The following is a 20,548-nucleotide window of genomic DNA, read 5'->3' as shown; positions in this document are numbered from 1 at the left end:
CCATGCTCGACCATCTGACCTATACCGCCCCCGAACCGAAGATCATTCAGGGTGCGAAGCAGGATTGGGAACTGGTCATCGGGCTGGAGGTCCACGCCCAGGTCGCCTCGAACGCCAAGCTGTTTTCCGGTGCCTCGACCGGCTTCGGGGCCGAGCCGAACAGCCATGTCGCCTTCGTCGACGCTGCCATGCCGGGCATGCTGCCGGTGATCAACGAGTTCTGCGTGGCGCAGGCGGTCAAGACCGGGCTGGGCCTGAAGGCGGCGATCAACCTGGTCTCGGCCTTCGACCGCAAGAACTATTTCTATCCCGACCTGCCGCAGGGCTACCAGATCAGCCAGCTTTACCACCCGATCGTGGGCGAGGGCGAGGTGATCGTGGACATGGCCCCCGGCGTCGCCCGCCGCGTCAGGATCGAGCGCATTCACCTGGAACAGGATGCCGGCAAGTCGATCCACGACATGGACCCGAACATGTCCTTCGTCGACCTGAACCGCACCGGCGTCGCGCTGATGGAGATCGTCAGCCGCCCCGACATCCGCGGCCCCGAGGAGGCGGCGGCCTATGTCGCCAAGCTGCGCCAGATCATGCGCTACCTCGGCACCTGCGACGGCAACATGCAGAACGGCAACCTGCGCGCCGACGTGAACGTCTCGGTCTGCGCGCCCGGCGCCTACGAACGCTACCAGGAGACCGGCGATTTCAGCCATCTCGGCACCCGCTGCGAGATCAAGAACATGAACTCGCTGCGCTTCATCCAGGCCGCCATCGAATACGAGGCACGCCGCCAGATCGCCATCATCGAGGATGGCGGCAAGGTGGTGCAGGAAACCCGGCTCTATGACCCCGACCGGGGCGAGACCCGCTCGATGCGCTCCAAGGAAGAGGCGCATGACTACCGCTATTTCCCCGATCCCGACCTGCTGCCGCTGGAGATCGAGCAGGCCTGGGTGGACGAGATCGCCGGCGCGATGCCGGAACTGCCGGACGAGAAGAAGGCGCGTTTCGTCACCGAACTGGGCCTGTCCGAATACGATGCCGGTGTGCTGACCGCCGAGGTCGAAAGCGCCGATTACTTCGAGCAGGTCGCCGCCGGGCGCGACGGCAAGATGGCGGCGAACTGGGTCATCAACGAGCTGTTCGGACGGCTGAACAAGGAAGGGCTGAGCGTCGAGACCTCGCCCGTCTCGGCCGCCCAGCTTGGCGGGGTGATCGACCTGATCGGCTCGGGCGCGATCTCGGGCAAGATCGCCAAGGAACTGTTCGAGATCCTGTGGACCGAGGGCGGCGATCCGGCCGAGATCGTCGAGGCGCGCGGCATGAAGCAGGTCACCGACCTCGGCGCCATCGAGGCGGCGGTGGACGAGATCATCGCCGCCAATCCGGCGCAGGTGGAAAAGGCCAAGGCCAACCCGAAGCTGGCCGGCTGGTTCGTGGGCCAGGTGCTGAAGGCCACCGGCGGCAAGGCCAACCCGGCGGCGGTGAACGAACTGGTGGCCAAGAAGCTCGCCCTGGCCTGATCCGCCACGGACAGCCGGCGTTCATCCCGCGATACCGCGGCGCGGCTTGCGCGCGGCAGGGCAAGGGGCCTTTCCGGCCCCGCCCAGCCGCGCCAGGGCAAGCCCTTCGGCCGTTTTCCGCTGCGCGGCCCGGCCTGTCGGCAAGCCTTCGCCATTCCGGCCCGGCATGAATGAAATAAGCTCGCGGCTTTCCGCCGCAGCCCGCCGCTCAACGGCGGCCGGCGGGAGATTGTCCATCATGGGAAATATGCCCGTGCTGCGGCATCGAGTTTTGGTCATGAAGATCAAACCTCGGAGGGCGTCCCGCGCTATCGTTCGGGATGGCTGGCACGAGCGGCGACCTGGTGCGGCCCGATAGGCACGCCATCTGATCGGCATCCGGGCCAGCGGCTTCTCCAGATACCCGAGCCGTTTCGCGCATGATCGCTTGGTCCTGCATGCCGATGGCTCCTCCTCGGATGACCTTGACACCTGCCCGATAAAAAAGACCCCGCGCCGGAACGCGGGGCCTTGGTCAGGCGGGGCCGGGGATCACTCCTCGACCGTCACCTTGACCATGTAGTCGGGCTCGACCACGGCGCCATTGGCGGCCGGGTCGCCCTTCTTGATCGCGTTCAGCACGTCCCAGCCGTCGACCAGCTGGCCGACAACGGTATATTGCCCGTCCAGGAAAGTCGCCGGCGCCAGGTCGATGAAGAACTGGCTGTTGGCGCTGTTGGGATCCTGCGCCCGCGCCATGCCCACGGTGCCGGCCTGGAAGCTGACATCGTTGAACTCGGCCGCCAGGTCCGGCATGTTCGAGCCGCCCATGCCCGCCCGCGCGGTATCGCTGCCGTGCTTGCCGAATTCGACATCGCCGGTCTGAGCCATGAAGCCGTCGATCACGCGGTGGAACACCACCCCGTCATAGGCGCCCGATTTCGCCAGCGTCACCAGGCGCTCGACATGGTTCGGCGCCTTGTCGTTGTAAAGGTCCAGCACGATCCGGCCCTTGGCCGTGCCCTTGGAATCGGCCACCTCGATCACCAGGTTCGGACCCGGCCCGTCGGTGACGCCCGGCAGGCCCTCGGCCAGGACCGGATGGGCGGCCGCGCCGGCGCCCAGCACCAGGGCGGGAAGCAGCAGCTTATTCCACATCGGCCGCCACCCTCACCGAGATCATCCGGTCGGGATTCGCCGGCGGCTCGCCGCGGGCGATCTTGTCGACATGCTCCATGCCCTCGATGACCCGGCCATAGACGGTATACTGGCCGTTCAGGAAGTGGTTGTCCTTGAAATTGATGAAGAACTGGCTGTTGGCCGAGTTCGGGTTCATCGAGCGCGCCGCGCCCAGCGTGCCGCGGTCATGCGGCAGGCGCGAGAACTCGGCCGGCAGGTCCGGCAGGTCCGAGCCGCCGGTGCCAGCGCGGCCCGGATTGTAGTTGTTTTCCATGTTGGCATGTTCCACATCGCCGGTCTGGGCCATGAAGCCCTCGATCACGCGGTGGAAGGCCACGTTGTCGTATTTCCCGGCGCGGGCCAGTTCCTTCATGCGCTCGGCATGTTTCGGCGCCACGTCGGGCAGCAGTTCGATCACCACCGGGCCGTCCTTCAGCTCGATGATGACCGTGTTCTCGGGATCCTTGATCTCGGCCATGGGGGTCTCCTTCTGATGGCTTGGGCAAAGGCATAAGCGTTTCGCCCCGCCCAGACAACGCCCGCCGGCGCCGTGCGTTTCGCCGCATGCCCGGCCTCCGGCGCCGGTTGACGAAAATGTCATGATGCGGGAAAACCCCGGCGGGGGACGGTCAGCCCAACATGAAAGGGACATGAGCATGGCGGATTTCAACACGATCGACGACCTGGAGCTTGACGGCAAGGTGGTGCTTGTCCGCGTGGACGTGAACGTCCCGGTCGAAAACGGCCAGGTCACCGATGCCACGCGAATCGAAAAGATCGTGCCCACCGTCAAGGACATCCAGGCCAAGGGCGGCATCCCGGTGCTGCTGGCGCATTTCGACCGCCCCAAGGGCAAGCGCGTGGACAGCATGAGCCTCAAGGTCGTTCTGCCGGCGCTGCAGCGCGCCCTGGGCCAGGAGGTCAGGTTTGCGGACGAGGCCATCGGCGGCCCCGCCAAGCGGGCTGTGGCCGACCTGAAGCCGGGCGATGTCCTGCTGCTGGAGAACACCCGCTTCTATCCGGGCGAGGAAACCAATGACGCGACCTGCGCCGCCTCGCTGGCCGCCCTGGGCCAGGTCTACGTCAACGACGCCTTCTCGGCCGCCCATCGCGCCCATGCCTCGACCGAGGGCATCGCGCGGCTGCTTCCTGCCGCCGCCGGCCGGCTGATGGAGGCGGAGCTCAAGGCGCTGGACGCCGCGCTTGGCAATCCGCAGCGCCCGGTGGTGGCGGTGGTCGGCGGCGCCAAGGTCTCGACCAAGCTCGACCTGCTTGGCAACCTGATCGAGAAGGTCGATCATCTGGTCATCGGCGGTGGCATGGCCAACACCTTCCTGGTCGCCCAGGGCATCGAGGTCGGCAAGTCGCTGGCCGAGCGCGACATGGCCGATACGGCGCGCGAGATCCTGGCCAAGGCGGAACAGACCGGCTGCACCATCCACCTGCCGGTGGACGTGGTGGTGGCGCGCGAGTTCAAGGCCGGCGCCGACAACGAGACGGTGGCGGCGGATGCCTGCCCGGCCGATGCGATGATCCTGGACGCCGGCCCCGCCACGGTGGCGAAGATCCGCGAGGTCTTCGAGGCCAGCCGCACGCTGATCTGGAACGGCCCGCTTGGCGCCTTCGAGATCGCGCCCTTCGACGCCGCGACCAATGCCGCCGCGCAAGAGGCCGCGCGGCTGACGCGCGAGGGCAAGCTGATCTCGGTCGCCGGCGGCGGCGACACGGTGGCGGCGCTGAACAAGGCCGGGGTGTCGGGCGATTTCACCTTCATCTCGACTGCCGGCGGCGCCTTCCTGGAATGGATGGAGGGCAAGGAACTGCCCGGCGTCGCGGCCCTGCAGAAACGCTGAGGCCTGCCGCCCGGCAGGCGGAGGAGCCCCTCGCGGGGGGCTGTTCCGTCTGATGCCGGATCGGCGCATCGGCGCAAGCGAAAGGGCGGCAGGGGACGCCCTGGTGTCCCCTGCCGGCTGCGGTCAGTTCCCCTCGGCCGGTGCGGCTTCCGGCGCGGCTTCGCCTGCCGGCATGGCCGGTGCCGTCGCGGCGGGCGGCGCGTTGCGCGTCACGTCGCGCGAGTCGGTGTCGAGGAACAGGATATAGAGAAAGGCCCCGATCGCGATCGCAAAGGCCAGTCCCAGCACCAGGAAGAAGGGCCGGTTCTGGCGGATCTGTTCGGGAATGCCGTCGGGATCTTCGTTCGCCATTGGAATTCCTCCCAATTCTGACAGCGGAATAACGCCGAAAGGCGGCCATGTGTTCCGTTAGCGCAATCGCGATTGCCCTTGCCGGCTGGTCTGTTAATCAGCCGGCATTCAGACATGGAGTTCCCGATGCAGATGACCGATACCGTCCGCAAGATCCTCGCCAATTACGAGGGCGAAGCGCCGGGTGTGAAGGCACAGCTGGCCCGCATGCTGATGACCGGCAAGCTGGCCGGCACCGGCAAGATGATCATCCTGCCCGTGGACCAGGGTTTCGAGCATGGCCCGGCGCGCAGCTTCGCGCCGAACCCGGCCGGCTATGACCCGCATTACCATTACCAGCTGGCGATCGACGCCGGGCTCAACGCCTATGCCGCGCCCCTGGGCATGATCGAGGCGGGCGCCGACACCTTTGCCGGCCAGATCCCGACCATCCTCAAGGTGAACTCGGCCAATTCGCTGATGTCGGACACCGCCGGCAAGAACCAGGCGATCACCGCCTCGGTCGACGACGCGCTGCGGCTGGGCTGCTCGGCCATCGGCTTCACCATCTATCCGGGCTCGGACATGGCGCTCGACATGATCGAGGAGATCGTCGAGATGCGCAAGGAAGCCGCCGCCAAGGGCGTGGCGACGGTGATCTGGTCCTATCCGCGCGGCGAGGCGATCAGCAAGGACGGCGAGACCGCCATCGACATCGCCGCCTATGCCGCGCAGATCGCGGCGCTGATCGGGGCGCATATCATCAAGATCAAGCTCTCGACCGACCACCTGGAACTGGGCGAGGCGAAAAAGGTCTACGAGGCCAAGGGCATCGACATCTCGACCCAGGCCAAGCGCGTGGCGCATTGCATGCAGTCGGCCTTCAACGGCCGCCGCATCGTGGTGTTCTCGGGCGGGGCGGCCAAGGGCGCGGATGCGGTCTTCGACGACGCGCGCGCCATCCGCGACGGCGGTGGCAACGGCTCGATCATCGGCCGCAACAGCTTCCAGCGTTCGCGCGAGGATGCGCTGGAGATGCTGGGCAAGCTGGTGGACATCTATCTGGGCAAGGCCTGAGCGCCGTGGGGGCGCTGCCCCCACACCCCCGGGATATTTCGGCAAGAAAGAAGGGCGCTGCGCAGGCGCCCTTTTCCTTTGGCCGCGGAACGCCTAGTCTCTTGCGCCACAGGCAGAAGGATGGGTGCATGGCGTTTTTCTCGAAACTGCGCGAGCGGCTGACGCGGTCCTCGTCGAAGATCGGCGCGGGGCTGGATGACATCGTGTCCGAAGGTGCCGAACCGGAAAGCGCCGCGCCGGTGCAGCCCGCTGCCCCAGCCCCGCAAGCCCCGATCCCTGACACGCCCGCCAAACCCGGGCTTTTCGGCCGCATCTTCGGCCAGGCCGCCACGGCCGAGCCGCGCCGCGAGCTGGATGACGAGATGCTGGAGCAGCTCGAGGAGATGCTGATCCAGGCCGACATGGGCGTCGAGACGGCCTTGCGCGTCACCGCCAATATCGCCGAGGGCCGCATGGGGCGGCGCATCTCGTCCACCGAGCTGAAAGAGCTGCTGGCCGAGGAGATCGCCCGCATCATGACGCCCGTCGCCAAGCCCTTGCCGCTCTATCCCAAGCGGCCGCAGGTGGTGCTGGTGGTGGGGGTGAACGGCTCGGGCAAGACCACGACCATCGGCAAGCTCGCGAGCCAGTTCAAGGCGGCAGGCAAGAAGGTGGTGATCGCGGCCGGCGACACCTTCCGCGCCGCCGCCGTCGAGCAATTGCAGGTCTGGGGAAGCCGCGCCGGGGTGCCGGTGATGACCGCGCCCGAGGGCGCCGACCCCGCGAGCCTCGCCTTCGACGCCATGGTGCGGGCCGAGGCTGAGGGCGCGGATCTTCTGATGATCGACACCGCCGGCCGCCTGCAGAACCGCCAGGATCTGATGGAGGAACTCGCGAAGATCGTCCGCGTCATCCGCAAGAAGGATCCGTCGGCGCCGCACAACACCTTGCTGGTGCTGGACGCGACCACCGGGCAGAACGCGTTGAGCCAGGTCGAGACCTTCCGGAAGCTCGCCGATGTCTCGGGCCTGGTCATGACCAAGCTGGACGGCACCGCGCGCGGCGGCGTGCTGGTTGCGCTGGCCGACCGCTTCGGCCTGCCGATCCATGCCATCGGCGTGGGCGAGCAGATCGACGATCTCGATGCCTTCGACGCCCGCGACTTCGCCCGCGCCCTGGTCGGTCTCGGGGACTGACCCCGCGGCTTTCCGTTTTCCAAATACCCCTGCGGCGGCGCAACCGGAGCGGAGGTCACGGCTTGACGAGATGCGCGTCGGTCCTTGTGTCCTCGGCCGGCGCGACATTGCCCGCCGCATCGGCCATCGGCTCGACCACATCCTGCGGTGGCGTGAAGGGCGCGGTCAGCTCGGCGGTTCCGGCCTGCTTGTCATAGATGCAGACGTAGCGATCCACCCCGCCATCGGCGAGCGTGGTGATCAAGAGCGCCGCGCCGTAGCTTTCCGAGCCGAAGGGGTTGATCTCGATCGCCGTCTCGCCCGCCTCGGGGGCCAGCGCGGTGCAGGCCGCCTCGACATCCTGGCGGAACTGCTCCCAGGCCGCTTCGGACGAGGCCAGCACGGGGCTGGCGGACAGGATCAGCATCAGGGCGGCCAGGCGCATGGTCATTCTCCCTTGGCGGTGCAGGAAAACAACGCCGCTGCCCGGCCGCGGGTTTCTAGAGCCCGAGTCGCGCTGCGAAATCCCGCACCTCGGCCTCGTCCCCCGCCGCCAGCGAGCGCAAGAGCGTCGCCTGCGAGCGCAGGATCGGCTCCTCGCCGATGATCTTCAGGTGGTTGGCGCGCAGCGTCTCGCCCGAGGAGGTGATGTCGGCGATGGCCTCGGCGGTCAGGTTGGCCACCGTGCCCTCGGTCGCGCCCTGGCTGTCGACCAGCTGGTAATCCGCGACCTCCTGCGCCGAGAGCCAGGCGCGCACCAGCCGATGATACTTGGTGGCGATGCGCAGGCGGAAGCCGTGCTCGGCGCGGAAATCGCGGGCGATGGTGGCGAAATCGTCCAGCGTCTCGCAATCGCTCCAGCAAGCGGGCACGGCCAGGATCAGGTCGGCATGGCCGAAGCCCATCGGCGCCAGTTCCTCGACATGGCTGCGCCAGCCGGGCAGCTTCTCGCGGATCAGGTCGGTGCCGGTCACGCCCAGGTGGATGCGCCCGGCCATCAACTCGCGCGGGATCTCGCCCGCCGACAGCAGCACCAGCGCGACATTGTCCGCCCCCTCGACCCGGCCGGCATATTCGCGATCCGAGCCGGCGCGCGACAGGGTCACGCCGCGGGTGGCGAACCAGTCGAATGTCTGCTCCATCAGCCGCCCCTTGGACGGCACGCCCAGCCGGATCATGCTGCTTTCCCCAAGACCTGGCCCCCCAATTCGTAGACCAGCCCCGGCCGGATGATGCCGCCCACCGCCGGGATCGAGCGGCCCTGCGCCTGGCCCAGCACCGCCGCCAGCGCGTCGTAGCGCCCGCCCGAGGCGACGGGCGGCCAGTCCGTGCGGCCCGGCGCGGCAAAGCTGAAAGTCATGCCGTCGTAATATTCCATTGTGTGCCGGCCGTGGCTGGCGTCGAAATGCACCCGGCCCACGTCGATGCCGCGCGCCGACAGCGCCGCGAGATTGCGCTCCAGCCGGTCCACCGCCTCGGCGATGTCGGGGATCTCGGCCGCCAGCGCGCGCAGCTGCCGCAGCGCCTCGGGGGCCGGGGCCTGGATGGAGAACAGCCGCTCCAGCCGCTCGACCCATTGCGGCGGCAGCGGCGCCTCGGCGGCGTCGCTGCGCAGCCGGTCGATGCGGGCCTGCATCTCGGCCGGCGAACGCAGCCCGGTCCAGGGCGCGGCGGTTTCGGGAAAGCCGCGGGCCTCGGCCGGGGCGGCGAAGCGCGCCAGCGCCTTGGCAAAGCGCCGCGGCCGCCAGATGTGGTGCAAAAGCGCGGCACGACGCGCACCCGACAGCGGCAAGGCGCGCACCGCGTCTATCAGCAGGTCCATGTCGCCCATGCTGGCCTGCAGCTTCAGGGGCGCCAGGATGTCGTGGAACAGGGCGAAAACCTCGGCATCGGCATCCGGGTCGCGGGCGAAAAGCTCGAAGCCGGCCTGCAGGTATTCGTTGTCGCGCGGATGCTCGGGGCGCGTCTCGCCATGGTCCTGCTTGCGGAACACCTCGCCCAGGTAGCAATAGCGGGCGGGCTCGGCGCCGCTGGCCATGTGCATCTGCACCACCGGCACGGTGAAGTCGGGGCGCAGCATCATCTCGCCGCGGATCGGATCCTGGGTCACATAGGCGCGGGCGCGGATGTCCTCGCCATAGAGGTCCAAGAGCGTCTCGGCCGGCAGCAGCAGGTCGGGCGCCACTTCCTCGGCCCCTGCGGCGCGGAAGGCGGCGAGGATCCGCTGGCCGATGGCCTGTTTCTCGCGCTTGCTCATCCCAGGATGCGCCGGACTTCGGCGACCAGATCGGCGCGGGCCACTTCGGTCTGGGCGGGCTGGGCCTTCCATTCCTCGTGGCTGGCCTCGGCCGCGATCTTCGCCCCAAGGACCAAGTCCTTGACCTGCACCACGCCGCGCGCCGCCTCGTCGCCGCCCTGGATGATCGCGACCGGGGCATTGCGCTTGTCGGCATATTTCAGCTGGTTGCCGAAGTTCTTCGGGTTGCCCAGATAGACCTCGGCGCGGATGCCGGCCGCGCGCAGTTCCGCCGCCATGGCCTGGTAATCGGCCATGCGCTCGCGGTCCATGACGGTGACGACGACCGGGCCCGGCTCGGCCCCGCCCATCAGCCCCTTGGCGCGCAGGGCGGCCAGCAGCCGGTCCACGCCGATGGAGACGCCGGTCGCCGGCACCTTCTGGCCGGTGAAGCGTTCCACCAGCCCGTCATAGCGCCCGCCGCCGGCGACCGAGCCGAACTGACGCTTGCGGCCCTTGTCGTCGAGGATCTCGAAGGTCAGCTCGGCCTCGAAGACCGGGCCGGTGTAATAGCCCAGGCCGCGCACGATCGACGGGTCGATGACGGCGCGATCCTCGCCCACGCCCATGGCGGCGAGCATCTGGGCAATCTGCGCCAGTTCCGCGACCCCCTCGGCCCCCGCGGCCGAGGCGCCGACGGCGGCGCGCAGGTTTTGCAGCGTCGCGGCGTTGTCCGCGCCCTTCGAGGTCAGGAAGGCCAGCACCGGACCGGCCTGTTCGGGGGCCAGCCCCACGCCCTCGATGAAGGCGCCGCTATCGTCCTTGCGGCCGGTGGTGAGCAGCTGGCGCACGCCCTCCTCGCCGACCTTGTCGAACTTGTCGATGGTGCGCAGCACGTCGTCGGCAGGCTTGCCCTCGGCCACGCCCGTGGATTCCAGGATGCCGTTCAGCACCTTGCGGTTGTTGATGCGGATCAGGTAGTCGCCGCGCGCGATCCCGGCATGTTCCAGCGCCGCCGCCAGCATGGCGCAGATCTCGGCATCCGCGGCAACCGAGGCAGAACCCACGGTATCGGCATCGCATTGGTAGAACTGGCGGAAGCGGCCGGGGCCGGGCTTTTCATTGCGCCAGACCGGGCCCATGGCATAGCGGCGATAGGGGCTGGGCAGGTCGTTGCGGAACTGCGCCGCGACGCGGGCCAAGGGCGCGGTCAGGTCATAGCGCAGCGCCAGCCAGTCGCCGGAGCCGCCGCCGGGGACGTCCGATTCCTGCCAGGCGAAGACGCCGGCATTGGGGCGGTCCACGTCGGGCAGGAACTTTCCCAGCGCCTCGACGGTTTCCACGGCACTGGTTTCGAGCGGCTCGAAGCCGTGGCGATGATAGATCTCGGCGATACGGTCCAGCATCTGCTTGCGCTCGGTCACGTCCGCGCCGAAATAGTCGCGGAACCCCTTGGGCGTCTCGGCCTTGGGACGGGGCTGTTTCTTCTGATCTTTCGCCATGGTTTGCCTCGGGCTTTTCCATGCGGCGGTCTAGCGGATGGAGGATGGATGGACAAGCAGACGCAGGAACGGATCGAGCGGCTGGAGGAAGCCGCGGCCTATCTGGCGCGGACCGTCGAGGATCTGTCGGGTATCGTGGCCCGGCAGGAGGGCGAGATCGCCCGGCTGGCGCGCCATGTCGGCATGCTGATGGAGCGCGAGGCGGAGCGCGAGGCCGAGGCGGGCACGGTGCCGCTGGCGGACCAGCGGCCGCCGCATTGGTGAAGGGGTGAGGGGCGCTGCCCCTCGCCCCCGTGCCGGGGGCTCACCCCGGGGTACTTGGAAAACGGAGAAATCAGCGGCTGGCCGGGCCGAGGCGCGGGCCCGCGGGGGCCGGGGCCGGCGGCGCGGTCAGCGGCGGTTCCGCGACGCGCGCGGCAGCGGTCGGCGCGGCAGGGGCTGCCGGTTTCGGCGCCGCCCGCATCGGTTGGCTGAACGGGCCGCGGGCGGCAGGCTCGGGTTCCGGCTGGGGGGCGGCTGCGGCGGGTTGCGGCTGCGCCACGGCGACCGGCTGGTCTGCGGACCCCGCAAGCGCGCGGCGGAAGATCAGCAGGTTGTGATAGACCGTGGTGCGGCTGGTCAGGCCCGAGCGTTCTTCGGCCGGCAGGGTTTCGGCGCGGACATAGTCCCAGCCGTCGCGGGCCATCTCGTTGAGGACATCGGCGAGGGTGGCGGCGAAACGCTCGATGCCGCTGCGCGCCCCCCTGGCCTTTTCGCCGCGGGCGGGAGCGGGGATGACGGTGTATTCATAGCTGCTCATGCATGGGCCTTTCCTTTGCGCCGCAGGTTAGGCGAGATGCGGGGGCAAGGGAAGCACCGGGCAAGGGCGGCGCGCGGGCCTGCGAAGCACGAGGCCGTGAGGGGGCAGGCGGTCCGGCGCGCGGGCGGCGCCGGAGCCGCGATTCGGGCAGGCGGGGCGGTTCGGGAGGGCGGCCCCGGCCACCGGGCCGGCCGGAGGAGCGGGCCGGCGGGGAGCCCCGGCGTTTGGCTTATCCCAATTGCACCATGCGGTGCTTTTTCTTGCCGACCGAAACCTTCAGCCCGTCGCCGATCAGCGCCGCGTCGACGGCCAGCTGCGGGTCGCTGACGGCTTCGTTGTTGAGCCGCAGTCCCCCTTCGGCGATCAGGCGCTTGGCCTCCTTGCCCGAGGCGGTGATGCCGGTCTGCGCCAGCAGCTGCACCACGGTCAGGCCCGAGGCCAGGGCATCGGCGCTGACCGTCACCACCTCGAGATCGCCGCCGGCGCCGCCCTGCTCGAAGACCTCGCGCGCGGTCGCCTCGGCCGAGGCCGCCGCCTCGGCCCCGTGCAGCAGCGTCGTGACCTCATTGGCCAGGATGATCTTGGCCGCGTTGATCTCGGAGCCCGAAAGCGCGCCCAGCCGGTCGCATTCCTCGACCGGCAGCTCGGTATAGAGTTTCAGGAAGCGGCCGACATCGGCGTCGGTGGTGTTGCGCCAGAACTGCCAGAACTCGTAGGGCGACAGCATCGCGCCGTTGAGCCAGACCGCGCCGCCGGCCGACTTGCCCATCTTGCGCCCGTCCGAGGTGGTCAGCAAGGGCGAGGTCAGGCCCCAGATCTCGGCATCCAGCACCCGGCGGGTCAGGTCGATGCCGTTGACGATATTGCCCCACTGGTCCGAGCCGCCCATCTGCAGCCGGCAGCCGTAGCGGCGATACAGTTCCAGGAAGTCATAGGCCTGCAGGATCATGTAGTTGAATTCGAGGAAGCTCAGCGACTGCTCGCGGTCCAGCCGCGACTTGACCGATTCGAACGACAGCATCCGGTTGACCGAGAAATGCCGGCCGATGTCGCGCAGAAAATCGAGGTAGTTCAGGCCGTCCAGCCATTCGGCGTTGTTGAGCATCATCGCGCGGCCGTCGGCATAGTCGAGGTAGCGGGCAAAGACCTGCTGCATGCCGTCGATATTCGCCTGGATCGCGTCCGGGGTCAGCAGCGGACGCTCCTCGCTGCGGAAGCTGGGGTCGCCGACCTTGGTGGTGCCGCCGCCCATCAGCGTGATCGGTCGGTTGCCGGTCTTCTGGAACCAGCGCAGCATCATGATGTTCAGGAGGTGCCCGACATGCAGGCTGGCCGCCGTCGCGTCATAGCCGATATATGCCGTCACCGGGCCGAGGATCAGGGCTTCGTCCAGCGCCTGCATGTCGGTGCAGTCCGCCAGGTAGCCACGCTCGATCATCACGTTCAGGAAATCGGATTTGGCACGGTAGGTCATGGGCTGTTCCTTTCGACTGGCGCGGATATACCGGGGGAAGGGCCGAAGGGAAAGCAGGATGATCCATGCGCTGGGGATGATGTCGGGCACCTCGCTCGATGGGGTGGACGCGGCGATGATCGAGACCGACGGGCGGCGCATCGCCGGGTTCGGCCGCAGCGCCTGGCGCGCCTATTCCGGCAACGAATCGGGGCTGCTGCACGCGGCGCTGGGGCAATGGCCGGGCGGGCCGGACGTGGCGGATGCGGCGGCGCTCTCGGTCGCCGCCCATGCCGCGCTGGCCGAAGGTTTCCCCGAGGCGGAACTGGTCGGCTATCACGGCCAGACGCTGGCCCATGACCCGGCGGGGCGGGGCACGCATCAGGCGGGCGACGGCGCGGCGCTGGCGCGCCGGCTGGGCCGGCCGGTGGTCTGGGATTTCCGCTCCGAGGACGTGCGGCAGGGCGGCGAGGGCGCGCCGCTTGCGCCCTTCTTCCACTGGGCCTGTGCGGAATGGGCGATGGGGCAGGGGCATTTGCCGCGCGCGCCCGTCGCTTTCCTGAACCTGGGCGGGGTGGGCAACCTGACCTTTGTCGATCCGGCCGCCGATGCGCCCGAGGCGCCGGGCGCCTGCATCGCCTTCGATACCGGCCCGGCCAATGCGCCGCTGAACGACCTGATGCGCGCCCGCCGCGGCCTGGCCCGCGATGAGGGCGGGCGGCTGGCCTTGCAGGGCAACCCGGACGAGCGCGTCATCGCCCGTTTCCTGGAACATCCGCATTTCGCCCGACCCGTGCCGAAATCGCTGGACCGCGACGCCTTTCCCGCGCTTGCGGCCGAGGTGGTAGGGCTATCGGATGCCGATGCGGCCGCGACGCTGACCCATGCGGCGGCGGCGGCGGTGGCGGCGGGCATGGCGGCCCTGGACCCGGTGCCCGGCCTGGTGCTGGTCTGCGGCGGCGGCCGTCACAATGCCGCGCTGATGGCGGCGCTGGCGGCGCGGCTGGCGGCCCGCGTCGCGCCGGTCGAGGAAGCCGGGCTCGACGGCGACATGCTGGAAGCGCAGGCCTTCGGCTGGCTGGCGGTGCGGGTGCTGCGCGGGTTGCCGACCTCGGGGCCCGGCACCACCGGCGCGCCGGGGCCGGTCTGCGGCGGGCGCATCAGCCATCCGCCGCGGCGCTGAGGCGGTTGCCAGCCGGGGCCGCGATCACAGGCGGATTTCCGCCTTGTGATTGTTTCGGCACCATTTCGCGGGAACGATGCGGAGGATGGTGACGTTGGACGGGCATATGGCGGCACCCGCCGTCCGTGACAACGACAATCGGAAAGGACATCGTCCATGAAACCTCTTGTCATCGCTGCCACCACCCTGGCGCTTGCCGGTCCTGCCTTTGCGCAGACCGAGACCATGCCGCCGGCCGAGATCCCGGCCGAACAGGTCGAGGACGCCGCAACCGCGGCCGAGAATGCTGCCGAGCAGGCCGAGCAGGCCGCAGACCAAGCAGAACAGGCTGCCGACCAGGCGGCCGAGGAAGCCGGCGAGGCCGCGGCTGATGCTGCCGGTGACGCTGCCGACGCCGCCGATGCGGCGAGCGACGCGGCCAATGACGCCGCCGGCGCCGCGGCGGAGATGGGCGTCGCCCCCGATGCACCCGCCGGAGATGCGGTGCCCGAAGCGGCCGAGGGCGCTGCCGAGGAGGCTGCCGGCGCTGCCGAGGAAGCCGCCGATGCCGCAAGCGACGCTGCCGATGCCGCCGCGGATGCGGCGGCCGAGGCACCGGTCACGCCGCCCGACGTCAACCCGCCGGCGATCTCGGAGGCTGAGCCGGGCGTGCTGTCGAGCTGGCTGACCAGCCGCCGGATCTGGACCACCAACCAGCCCTCGACCACCGAATGGACCGATCCCGCGCTCGAGGAGCGCCCGGCCGAATGGCAGGACATCGCCAAGGTGAACGACATCGTGCTGGATGATTCGGGCCAGGTCGTCGGCTATGTCGCCGATATCGGCGGCTTTTTGGGCATCGGTGCCAAGAAGGTGCTGCTGGGCGTGGATGCGATCCACCTGGTGAGCATCGGCAACGACACCTTCTTCGCCACCAATTACACCAAGGCCGAGCTGCAGGCCCTGCCGGATTTCGACGAGAAGACCGTGCGGAAATAAGGTTTCCGGCCCTTGCCGGACCGGACGAGGGCGCCTTTCGGGGCGCCCTTGCGTTTTTTGCACAAGATCGGCCTTGACGGCATCCGCCGCCATGCGTAAACCCCCTCGCACCCCGGACGGCGATCCGGGGGAAGTGGTCTGCGCGGTTGTAGCTCAGTTGGTTAGAGTACCGGCCTGTCACGCCGGGGGTCGCGGGTTCGAGCCCCGTCAACCGCGCCACCACCACCATATATCGCCGAAAAGATGCGCGGTTGTAGCTCAGTTGGTTAGAGTACCGGCCTGTCACGCCGGGGGTCGCGGGTTCGAGCCCCGTCAACCGCGCCATCTTTCCCCTTGATCCTCCATGGCTTCGCGGCTGCGCCTGTGGCGCGGTTCCTTGGGTATTTGGGGAACGGAGAAGCCGGCCGCCGGTCGTGCTTCCAAGCGGCGCTAGGGGCTTTTCAAGCCGTCTCATTTCCCTATGCTGGCCCCCAACACGACGGAGGACGCCATGGCACGCGGAATAGATTACGGCGGAATGATGCACCGGGCCATGCAGCGGCTGATCGCGGATGTGCTGCAAACGGTGGCCACCGAGGGGCTGCCGGGCGAGCATCATTTCTTCATCACCTTCGACACCCGCGATTCGCAGGTGCAGATGGCCGACTGGCTGCGCGAGCGCTATCCCGACGAGATGACCATCGTCATCCAGCATTGGTTCGAGGATCTCTCGGTCACGCCCGAGGGCTTTCACATCACGCTGAATTTCGGCAATTCGCCCGAACCGCTCTATATCCCCTTCGACGCGCTGCGCACCTTCGTGGATCCCTCGGTCGAGTTCGGCCTGCGCTTCGAGAACCACGAGGAGGAGGACGAGCCCGAAGAGAACGAGCCGCCCATGGCCGAGGCGCCGGGCGAGGAGGGCGCGAAGGGCGGCGCCGAGGTGGTCAGCCTGGACAAATGGCGCAAGTGAGGCGCTGTTAGCGCATGGCATACCACGGCATGCCGATTGCCAATCCGCGCCATCGGGCCTAGAACCCCCGCAACACCGTGAGGGAGCATGCCATGACCAAGACCACCCGCACCGAGACCGACAGCTTCGGCCCGCTGGAGGTGCCCGCCGACAAGTATTGGGGCGCCCAGACCCAGCGCTCGATCCAGAACTTCCCCATCGGCTGGGAGCGCCAGCCGGTGGCGATCATCCGCGCCCTGGGCGTGATCAAGCAGGCCGCGGCCGAGGTGAACATGGCCAGCGGCAAGCTGGACCCGGCGATCGGCAAGGCGATGGTGCAGGCGGCCTCGGAAGTCGTCGCCGGCCGGTTCGACGACAATTTCCCGCTGGTGGTCTGGCAGACCGGCTCGGGCACGCAGTCGAACATGAACGCCAACGAGGTGATCTCGAACCGCGCCATCGAGATCCTGGGCGGCGAGATGGGCTCGAAGAAGCCGGTCCATCCGAACGACCATGTGAATATGGGTCAAAGCTCGAACGACACATTCCCGACCGCGATGCATGTCGCCATCGCCATGCAGGCGCGCGACGTGCTGCTGCCGGGGCTGGAAAAGCTGCACAAGGCCCTGGTCGCGAAGTCCGAGGAGTTCAAGGACATCATCAAGATCGGCCGCACCCATACCCAGGACGCGACGCCGCTGACGCTGGGCCAGGAATTCGGCGGCTATGCGCATCAGGTCGCCAAGGGCATCGAGCGGGTCAAGCTGGCGCTCGGCGACATCTACGAGCTGGCGCAGGGCGGTACCGCGGTCGGCACCGGGCTGAATACCAAGAAGGGCTGGGACACGGCGATTGCCGCCCAGATCGCCGAGATCACCGGCCTGCCCTTTGTCACCGCGCCGAACAAGTTCGAGGCGCTGGCCGCGCATGACGCGATGGTGTTCTTCTCGGGCGCGCTGAAGACCGTGGCCGCCGCGCTGTTCAAGATCGCCAATGACATGCGCCTGCTGGGTTCGGGCCCGCGCTCGGGTCTGGGCGAGCTGATCCTGCCGGAGAACGAGCCGGGCTCGTCGATCATGCCGGGTAAGGTGAACCCGACCCAGGCCGAGGCGCTGACCATGGTTTGCGCCCATGTCATGGGCAACGACGCCGCCATCGGCTTTGCCGGCTCGCAGGGCCATTTCGAACTGAACGTCTACAACCCGATGATGAGCTACAACGTGCTGCAATCCATGCAGCTTCTGGGCGACGCGGCGGGCTCGTTCACCGACAACATGGTCGTGGGCACCCAGGCGAACATCCCCCGCATCGAGAAGCTGATGAAGGAATCGCTGATGCTGGTGACGGCGCTGGCGCCGACCATCGGCTATGACAACGCGACCAAGGTGGCCAAGACCGCGCATAAGAACGGCACCACGCTGCGCGAGGAGGCGATCGCGCTGGGCTTCGTCGATGGCGAGACCTTCGACCGCATCGTCCGCCCCGAGCAGATGATCGGCCCGGAAGACTGATCTTGGCCGGGTCTGGTTCAGGCAAGGTCGTGAACCTGCGGGCGGTGCGCAAATCCGCCGCCCGCGATGCCGCCCGCCGGCAGGGCGACGAGAATGCGGCGAAATTCGGCCGCAGCAAGGCCCAGAAGCTTGCCGAGCAGGACGCCGCCGCCCGCGCTGCCCGGCACCTGGACCAGCATCGCAAGGGACCGGAGCCGGGCGATGACTGATCTGCCGCTGCCGCCGATGTCCGCGCCGGTGAAGCGCTCGATCACCATCGGCGGGCATCGCACCTCGGTCAGCCTCGAAGACGCCTTCTGGCGCGAGCTGCGCGACCTGGCCCGTGCCGGGGGACGCACCACCGCCGCGCTGATCGCCCAGATCGACGCCGCCCGCCCGCCCGAGGTGGGGCTGGCCACCGCCCTGCGGCTCTATGTGCTGGCCGAGATCGTCAAGAATCGGGCGTAATGCTTGCGGCCTGGGCCCTGGCTGACTAAAAGCCGCAGCACATATCCAAATTTTCGGGAAATACCATGGCAGGCCATTCCAAATGGGCCAATATCCAGCATCGCAAGGGCAAGCAGGACAAGCTGCGCTCGAAGCTGTTTTCGAAACTGGCCAAAGAAATCACCGTCGCCGCCAAGATGGGCGACCCTGACCCCGACAAGAACCCGCGCCTGCGCCTTGCGGTGAAGGAAGCCAAGTCGAACTCGATGCCGAAGGACGTGATCGACCGCGCCATCAAGAAATCGCAGGGCGGCGATGCCGAGAGCTATGACGAGATCCGCTACGAGGGCTATGGCCCGAACGGCATTGCCATCATCGTCGAGGCGATGACCGACAACCGCAACCGCACCGCGTCCAACGTGCGCAGCTATTTCACCAAATACGGCGGCGACCTGGGCCAGACCGGCTCGGTCAGTTTCATGTTCGACCGCAAGGGCGAGATCATGTATCCCGCCAGCGCCGGCGATGCCGACACGGTGATGATGGCCGCCATCGAGGCCGGGGCCGAGGATGTCGAGAGCGACGAGGACGGGCACTGGATCTATACCGCGGACACCGACCTGGCCGAGGTCTCGAACGCGCTGGAGGCGTCCCTGGGCGAATCCGAACATGCCAAGCTGATCTGGAAGCCGCAGGCGCCGACCGAGATCGACCTGGAGACGGCGCAGAAGCTGATGAAGCTGATCGACGCGCTGGAAGAGGACGACGACGTGCAGAACGTCACCGGGAATTTCGACATTCCCGAGGATGTGGCGGCGCAGCTTTGATTGCCTGCCTCCGGCGGGGGTATTTAAGGAACAGAGAAATCAGGGTCGCAGTTCGGCTGCGGCCCTTTTTCTGATCGCGGCGGTCAGGGGGGCGAGGGCGGGCGCCATGGCGCGCTGGACGTGCCAGTAGAGCGCCACGTCCAGCGGCATGTCGGGGAGCAGCGGTCGCAGCCGGCCCTGCGCCAGGGCCGGGGCGGCCATGGCCTCGGGGATCATGCCCCAGCCGAGGCCGAGTTCGACTGCGCGGGCGAAGGGTTCCGAGGCCGGGATCCGGTGGCCCGGCAGGTGCAGCCGTTTGCCGGTGGCCTGTTCGGCCCAGCGGGATTGCAGCGCGTCCTTGGCGTTGAAGATGATCGCCGGGGCGGCGCGCAGGCTGGCCTCGGTCACGCCGTCGGGGAAATGCCGGGCGCGGAAACCGGGCGCGGCCAGCGCCAGGTAGCGCATGGCGCCCAGGGGCAGCGCGTCGCAGCCCGGCACCGGGTCGGGGTCGGAGCTGATCGCGGCAGAGACCTGGCCCTGGCGCAGCCAGTCGCGGGCATGGTCCTGGTCGTCCAGCACCAGGTCGTAGAGCGCCGGCAGCGCCGCCATCACCGGCAGGAACCAGGTCGCCAGGCTGTCGGCATTGACCGCGAGCCGCAGCACCGCCGGTCCGGGCGGGCGCAGGCCGGCGGCGAGCGTGGTTTCCAGCAGCCGCACCTGGTCGAGATGCTGCGTCAGCCGCAGCCCGGTTTCCGTGCCGCGGGCCGGCGGGCCGCGATGGACCAGCACCTGACCCAGCCGCTCCTCGAGCCCCTTGATGCGCTGCGACACCGCCGAGGGGGTGACGCCGAGCGCCGCCGCAGCCGCCTCGAAACTGCCGCGGCGGATGATCTCGGCCAGCACGGCCAGGGCGGCATAATCGAGCATTAAGGCAACCTTAAGTCACGTAATGATTTTGAATTTGCCTGAAGGAACGCGCCGGGGCAAGACGCGGGCAAAGGAGAACCGCATGCAGGCCTATTTCGCCGGTCTTGGCACCGCCCTGTCGTTGATCGTCGCCATCGGGGCGCAGAACGCCTTCGTGCTGAGGCAGGGGTTGATGCGCCGGCATGTGCTGGCGACCTGTGCCTTTTGCGCCATCTCGGATGCGGTGCTGATCACCGCGGGGGTGCTGGGCGCCGGCGCCATCGCCGCGCAGGCGCCGTGGTTCCTGGCGGCGATGCGCTGGGGCGGGGCGGCCTTCCTGCTGGCCTATGGCGCGCGCGCCTTTCGCGCCGCCTGGCGCGGCGGCGAGGCGCTGCGGGCCGGGCCGGGCCATGCGGCGGGGCTGGGCGCGACGCTTCTGGTGCTGGCGGGGCTGACCTGGCTCAACCCGCATGTCTGGCTGGATACGGTGGTGCTGATCGGTTCGGTCTCGGCGGCTTGGGAGAACAAGCCGGGCTTCGTCGCCGGCGCGGTCTCGGGCTCGGTGCTGTTCTTTTTCGCGCTGGGTTACGGGGCGCGCTGGCTGTCGCCGCTATTCGCGCGGCCGGCGGCCTGGCGGGTGCTGGACGGGCTGGTGGGCCTGGTGATGTGGTCGATCGCCCTGGGCCTGCTGCTGGGCGGCTGAGCCTTGCGCTGCCCGTGCCGGC

The 20,548-nt window shown here is 68.5% G+C and carries 24 protein-coding genes and 2 tRNA genes; 15 read left to right on the top strand and 11 right to left on the bottom strand.

Features of this window, described 5'->3' with window-relative positions; all coding sequences use genetic code 11:
- The first annotated feature begins 2 nt into the window (after window positions 1-2).
- Entirely contained in the window at window positions 3-1,520 is a 1,518-nt protein-coding gene (gatB, locus tag ACNKFW_RS17740; RefSeq protein WP_147428772.1) for an Asp-tRNA(Asn)/Glu-tRNA(Gln) amidotransferase subunit GatB, read from the top strand.
- Between the two features lie 21 nt (window positions 1,521-1,541).
- Here gatB and ACNKFW_RS17735 read toward each other — a convergent pair whose 3' ends face one another.
- The 3 genes from ACNKFW_RS17735 to ACNKFW_RS17725 all read right to left on the bottom strand — a co-directional run bounded on the left by ACNKFW_RS17735 (window position 1,542) and on the right by ACNKFW_RS17725 (window position 3,156).
- Window positions 1,542-1,760 (bottom strand): hypothetical protein, encoded by a 219-nt coding sequence (locus ACNKFW_RS17735; protein ID WP_147428773.1) that lies wholly within the window; start codon window positions 1,758-1,760, stop codon window positions 1,542-1,544.
- 291 nt (window positions 1,761-2,051) lie between these two features.
- Window positions 2,052-2,657: a peptidylprolyl isomerase gene (locus ACNKFW_RS17730; RefSeq protein WP_147428774.1), complete on the bottom strand. Its 606-nt coding sequence runs from the start codon at window positions 2,655-2,657 to the stop codon at window positions 2,052-2,054.
- The gene (locus ACNKFW_RS17725; RefSeq protein WP_024843319.1) at window positions 2,647-3,156 is read right to left on the bottom strand and encodes a peptidylprolyl isomerase; all 510 of its coding nucleotides are present in this window, start codon (window positions 3,154-3,156) and stop codon (window positions 2,647-2,649) included. Before ACNKFW_RS17725 ends, ACNKFW_RS17730 begins: the two co-directional genes overlap by 11 nt.
- 178 nt (window positions 3,157-3,334) lie before the next feature.
- Here ACNKFW_RS17725 and ACNKFW_RS17720 point away from each other — a divergent pair, with 178 nt between their 5' ends.
- Window positions 3,335-4,531: a phosphoglycerate kinase gene (locus tag ACNKFW_RS17720; protein WP_024843318.1), complete on the top strand. Its 1,197-nt coding sequence runs from the start codon at window positions 3,335-3,337 to the stop codon at window positions 4,529-4,531.
- Window positions 4,532-4,654: 123 nt separating this feature from the next.
- On the opposite strand, the gene ACNKFW_RS17715 is transcribed toward ACNKFW_RS17720, so the two are convergent.
- Window positions 4,655-4,882 carry a hypothetical protein gene (locus ACNKFW_RS17715; protein ID WP_024843317.1) on the bottom strand — a complete coding sequence of 76 codons (228 nt, stop codon included), beginning with the start codon at window positions 4,880-4,882 and terminating at the stop codon, window positions 4,655-4,657.
- A gap of 126 nt (window positions 4,883-5,008) precedes the next feature.
- Between ACNKFW_RS17715 and ACNKFW_RS17710 the strand changes: the two genes are divergently transcribed.
- Together ACNKFW_RS17710 and ftsY are read left to right on the top strand one after the other, a co-directional pair.
- Window positions 5,009-5,938, top strand: a complete 930-nt coding sequence (locus tag ACNKFW_RS17710; RefSeq protein WP_024843316.1) for a class I fructose-bisphosphate aldolase — start codon at window positions 5,009-5,011, stop codon at window positions 5,936-5,938.
- Between the two features lie 128 nt (window positions 5,939-6,066).
- Window positions 6,067-7,113: a signal recognition particle-docking protein FtsY gene (gene ftsY / locus ACNKFW_RS17705; protein WP_024843315.1), complete on the top strand. Its 1,047-nt coding sequence runs from the start codon at window positions 6,067-6,069 to the stop codon at window positions 7,111-7,113.
- A gap of 55 nt (window positions 7,114-7,168) precedes the next feature.
- Here the strand turns inward: ftsY and ACNKFW_RS17700 are convergent, their stop codons facing one another.
- Genes ACNKFW_RS17700 through hisS form a run of 4 tightly spaced genes read right to left on the bottom strand, consistent with a single transcriptional unit; the run spans window position 7,169 to window position 10,830 of the window.
- Window positions 7,169-7,537: a hypothetical protein gene (locus ACNKFW_RS17700; RefSeq protein ID WP_024843314.1), complete on the bottom strand. Its 369-nt coding sequence runs from the start codon at window positions 7,535-7,537 to the stop codon at window positions 7,169-7,171.
- A 55-nt stretch (window positions 7,538-7,592) separates the two neighbouring features.
- Window positions 7,593-8,270 (bottom strand): ATP phosphoribosyltransferase, encoded by a 678-nt coding sequence (gene hisG / locus ACNKFW_RS17695; RefSeq protein ID WP_024843313.1) that lies wholly within the window; start codon window positions 8,268-8,270, stop codon window positions 7,593-7,595.
- Entirely contained in the window at window positions 8,267-9,349 is a 1,083-nt protein-coding gene (locus ACNKFW_RS17690) for an ATP phosphoribosyltransferase regulatory subunit (RefSeq protein ID WP_147428777.1), read from the bottom strand. Before ACNKFW_RS17690 ends, hisG begins: the two co-directional genes overlap by 4 nt.
- Window positions 9,346-10,830, bottom strand: a complete 1,485-nt coding sequence (gene hisS / locus ACNKFW_RS17685; RefSeq protein WP_028709866.1) for a histidine--tRNA ligase — start codon at window positions 10,828-10,830, stop codon at window positions 9,346-9,348. Before hisS ends, ACNKFW_RS17690 begins: the two co-directional genes overlap by 4 nt.
- Window positions 10,831-10,878: 48 nt before the next feature.
- Here hisS and ACNKFW_RS17680 point away from each other — a divergent pair, with 48 nt between their 5' ends.
- The gene (locus ACNKFW_RS17680; RefSeq protein ID WP_024843310.1) at window positions 10,879-11,094 is read left to right on the top strand and encodes a SlyX family protein; all 216 of its coding nucleotides are present in this window, start codon (window positions 10,879-10,881) and stop codon (window positions 11,092-11,094) included.
- Between the two features lie 70 nt (window positions 11,095-11,164).
- Here ACNKFW_RS17680 and ACNKFW_RS17675 read toward each other — a convergent pair whose 3' ends face one another.
- Both ACNKFW_RS17675 and tyrS read right to left on the bottom strand, forming a co-directional pair.
- Complete coding sequence (locus tag ACNKFW_RS17675) at window positions 11,165-11,629, bottom strand: DUF4177 domain-containing protein (RefSeq protein WP_024843309.1); 465 nt, start codon at window positions 11,627-11,629, stop codon at window positions 11,165-11,167.
- A gap of 229 nt (window positions 11,630-11,858) precedes the next feature.
- Window positions 11,859-13,103 (bottom strand): tyrosine--tRNA ligase, encoded by a 1,245-nt coding sequence (gene tyrS / locus ACNKFW_RS17670; protein WP_333484470.1) that lies wholly within the window; start codon window positions 13,101-13,103, stop codon window positions 11,859-11,861.
- 58 nt (window positions 13,104-13,161) lie between these two features.
- On the opposite strand from tyrS, the gene ACNKFW_RS17665 reads away from it, so the two are divergent.
- The 9 genes from ACNKFW_RS17665 to ACNKFW_RS17625 all read left to right on the top strand — a co-directional run bounded on the left by ACNKFW_RS17665 (window position 13,162) and on the right by ACNKFW_RS17625 (window position 18,938).
- Window positions 13,162-14,265 carry an anhydro-N-acetylmuramic acid kinase gene (locus ACNKFW_RS17665; protein WP_147428779.1) on the top strand — a complete coding sequence of 368 codons (1,104 nt, stop codon included), beginning with the start codon at window positions 13,162-13,164 and terminating at the stop codon, window positions 14,263-14,265.
- 156 nt (window positions 14,266-14,421) lie between these two features.
- Window positions 14,422-15,243 (top strand): PRC-barrel domain-containing protein, encoded by an 822-nt coding sequence (locus tag ACNKFW_RS17660; RefSeq protein WP_147428780.1) that lies wholly within the window; start codon window positions 14,422-14,424, stop codon window positions 15,241-15,243.
- 142 nt (window positions 15,244-15,385) lie between these two features.
- A tRNA-Asp gene (locus tag ACNKFW_RS17655) sits at window positions 15,386-15,462 on the top strand.
- A 28-nt stretch (window positions 15,463-15,490) separates the two neighbouring features.
- Window positions 15,491-15,567: transfer RNA gene (locus ACNKFW_RS17650), tRNA-Asp, on the top strand.
- Window positions 15,568-15,733: 166 nt separating this feature from the next.
- The gene (locus ACNKFW_RS17645) at window positions 15,734-16,195 is read left to right on the top strand and encodes an SspB family protein (RefSeq protein ID WP_024843305.1); all 462 of its coding nucleotides are present in this window, start codon (window positions 15,734-15,736) and stop codon (window positions 16,193-16,195) included.
- 92 nt (window positions 16,196-16,287) lie between these two features.
- Window positions 16,288-17,685, top strand: a complete 1,398-nt coding sequence (fumC, locus tag ACNKFW_RS17640) for a class II fumarate hydratase (protein WP_024843304.1) — start codon at window positions 16,288-16,290, stop codon at window positions 17,683-17,685.
- Between the two features lie 2 nt (window positions 17,686-17,687).
- On the top strand, window positions 17,688-17,894 hold the full coding sequence (locus ACNKFW_RS17635; protein ID WP_024843303.1) for a DUF4169 family protein: 207 nt from the start codon (window positions 17,688-17,690) through the stop codon (window positions 17,892-17,894).
- Window positions 17,887-18,132, top strand: a complete 246-nt coding sequence (locus ACNKFW_RS17630) for a ribbon-helix-helix domain-containing protein (RefSeq protein ID WP_231486621.1) — start codon at window positions 17,887-17,889, stop codon at window positions 18,130-18,132. Before ACNKFW_RS17635 ends, ACNKFW_RS17630 begins: the two co-directional genes overlap by 8 nt.
- 65 nt (window positions 18,133-18,197) lie before the next feature.
- Complete coding sequence (locus ACNKFW_RS17625) at window positions 18,198-18,938, top strand: YebC/PmpR family DNA-binding transcriptional regulator (protein WP_024843301.1); 741 nt, start codon at window positions 18,198-18,200, stop codon at window positions 18,936-18,938.
- Between the two features lie 39 nt (window positions 18,939-18,977).
- Here the strand turns inward: ACNKFW_RS17625 and ACNKFW_RS17620 are convergent, their stop codons facing one another.
- On the bottom strand, window positions 18,978-19,844 hold the full coding sequence (locus tag ACNKFW_RS17620) for a LysR family transcriptional regulator ArgP (RefSeq protein WP_147428781.1): 867 nt from the start codon (window positions 19,842-19,844) through the stop codon (window positions 18,978-18,980).
- A gap of 82 nt (window positions 19,845-19,926) precedes the next feature.
- Between ACNKFW_RS17620 and ACNKFW_RS17615 the strand changes: the two genes are divergently transcribed.
- Window positions 19,927-20,526: a LysE/ArgO family amino acid transporter gene (locus ACNKFW_RS17615; RefSeq protein ID WP_024843299.1), complete on the top strand. Its 600-nt coding sequence runs from the start codon at window positions 19,927-19,929 to the stop codon at window positions 20,524-20,526.
- Window positions 20,527-20,548: the final 22 nt, after the last annotated feature.

Origin of the sequence: Paracoccus sp. TD-10 (genome assembly GCF_048270675.1) — a bacterium.
In the GTDB taxonomy this organism is placed as follows: domain Bacteria; phylum Pseudomonadota; class Alphaproteobacteria; order Rhodobacterales; family Rhodobacteraceae; genus Paracoccus; species Paracoccus pantotrophus.
This window is presented reverse-complemented; position numbering and strand designations above follow the sequence as displayed.

What these genes read in the sequence shown, in the direction of transcription:
- gatB (WP_147428772.1), top strand. Translation starts at nt 3, where the DNA reads ATGCTCGACCATCTGACCTATACCGCCCCCGAACCGAAGATCATTCAG.
- ACNKFW_RS17735 (WP_147428773.1), bottom strand. Translation starts at nt 1,760, where the DNA reads ATGATGGACAATCTCCCGCCGGCCGCCGTTGAGCGGCGGGCTGCGGCG.
- ACNKFW_RS17730 (WP_147428774.1), bottom strand. Translation starts at nt 2,657, where the DNA reads ATGTGGAATAAGCTGCTGCTTCCCGCCCTGGTGCTGGGCGCCGGCGCG.
- ACNKFW_RS17725 (WP_024843319.1), bottom strand. Translation starts at nt 3,156, where the DNA reads ATGGCCGAGATCAAGGATCCCGAGAACACGGTCATCATCGAGCTGAAG.
- ACNKFW_RS17720 (WP_024843318.1), top strand. Translation starts at nt 3,335, where the DNA reads ATGGCGGATTTCAACACGATCGACGACCTGGAGCTTGACGGCAAGGTG.
- ACNKFW_RS17715 (WP_024843317.1), bottom strand. Translation starts at nt 4,882, where the DNA reads ATGGCGAACGAAGATCCCGACGGCATTCCCGAACAGATCCGCCAGAAC.
- ACNKFW_RS17710 (WP_024843316.1), top strand. Translation starts at nt 5,009, where the DNA reads ATGCAGATGACCGATACCGTCCGCAAGATCCTCGCCAATTACGAGGGC.
- ftsY (WP_024843315.1), top strand. Translation starts at nt 6,067, where the DNA reads ATGGCGTTTTTCTCGAAACTGCGCGAGCGGCTGACGCGGTCCTCGTCG.
- ACNKFW_RS17700 (WP_024843314.1), bottom strand. Translation starts at nt 7,537, where the DNA reads ATGCGCCTGGCCGCCCTGATGCTGATCCTGTCCGCCAGCCCCGTGCTG.
- hisG (WP_024843313.1), bottom strand. Translation starts at nt 8,270, where the DNA reads ATGATCCGGCTGGGCGTGCCGTCCAAGGGGCGGCTGATGGAGCAGACA.
- ACNKFW_RS17690 (WP_147428777.1), bottom strand. Translation starts at nt 9,349, where the DNA reads ATGAGCAAGCGCGAGAAACAGGCCATCGGCCAGCGGATCCTCGCCGCC.
- hisS (WP_028709866.1), bottom strand. Translation starts at nt 10,830, where the DNA reads ATGGCGAAAGATCAGAAGAAACAGCCCCGTCCCAAGGCCGAGACGCCC.
- ACNKFW_RS17680 (WP_024843310.1), top strand. Translation starts at nt 10,879, where the DNA reads ATGGACAAGCAGACGCAGGAACGGATCGAGCGGCTGGAGGAAGCCGCG.
- ACNKFW_RS17675 (WP_024843309.1), bottom strand. Translation starts at nt 11,629, where the DNA reads ATGAGCAGCTATGAATACACCGTCATCCCCGCTCCCGCCCGCGGCGAA.
- tyrS (WP_333484470.1), bottom strand. Translation starts at nt 13,103, where the DNA reads ATGACCTACCGTGCCAAATCCGATTTCCTGAACGTGATGATCGAGCGT.
- ACNKFW_RS17665 (WP_147428779.1), top strand. Translation starts at nt 13,162, where the DNA reads ATGATCCATGCGCTGGGGATGATGTCGGGCACCTCGCTCGATGGGGTG.
- ACNKFW_RS17660 (WP_147428780.1), top strand. Translation starts at nt 14,422, where the DNA reads ATGAAACCTCTTGTCATCGCTGCCACCACCCTGGCGCTTGCCGGTCCT.
- ACNKFW_RS17645 (WP_024843305.1), top strand. Translation starts at nt 15,734, where the DNA reads ATGGCACGCGGAATAGATTACGGCGGAATGATGCACCGGGCCATGCAG.
- fumC (WP_024843304.1), top strand. Translation starts at nt 16,288, where the DNA reads ATGACCAAGACCACCCGCACCGAGACCGACAGCTTCGGCCCGCTGGAG.
- ACNKFW_RS17630 (WP_231486621.1), top strand. Translation starts at nt 17,887, where the DNA reads ATGACTGATCTGCCGCTGCCGCCGATGTCCGCGCCGGTGAAGCGCTCG.
- ACNKFW_RS17625 (WP_024843301.1), top strand. Translation starts at nt 18,198, where the DNA reads ATGGCAGGCCATTCCAAATGGGCCAATATCCAGCATCGCAAGGGCAAG.
- ACNKFW_RS17620 (WP_147428781.1), bottom strand. Translation starts at nt 19,844, where the DNA reads ATGCTCGATTATGCCGCCCTGGCCGTGCTGGCCGAGATCATCCGCCGC.
- ACNKFW_RS17615 (WP_024843299.1), top strand. Translation starts at nt 19,927, where the DNA reads ATGCAGGCCTATTTCGCCGGTCTTGGCACCGCCCTGTCGTTGATCGTC.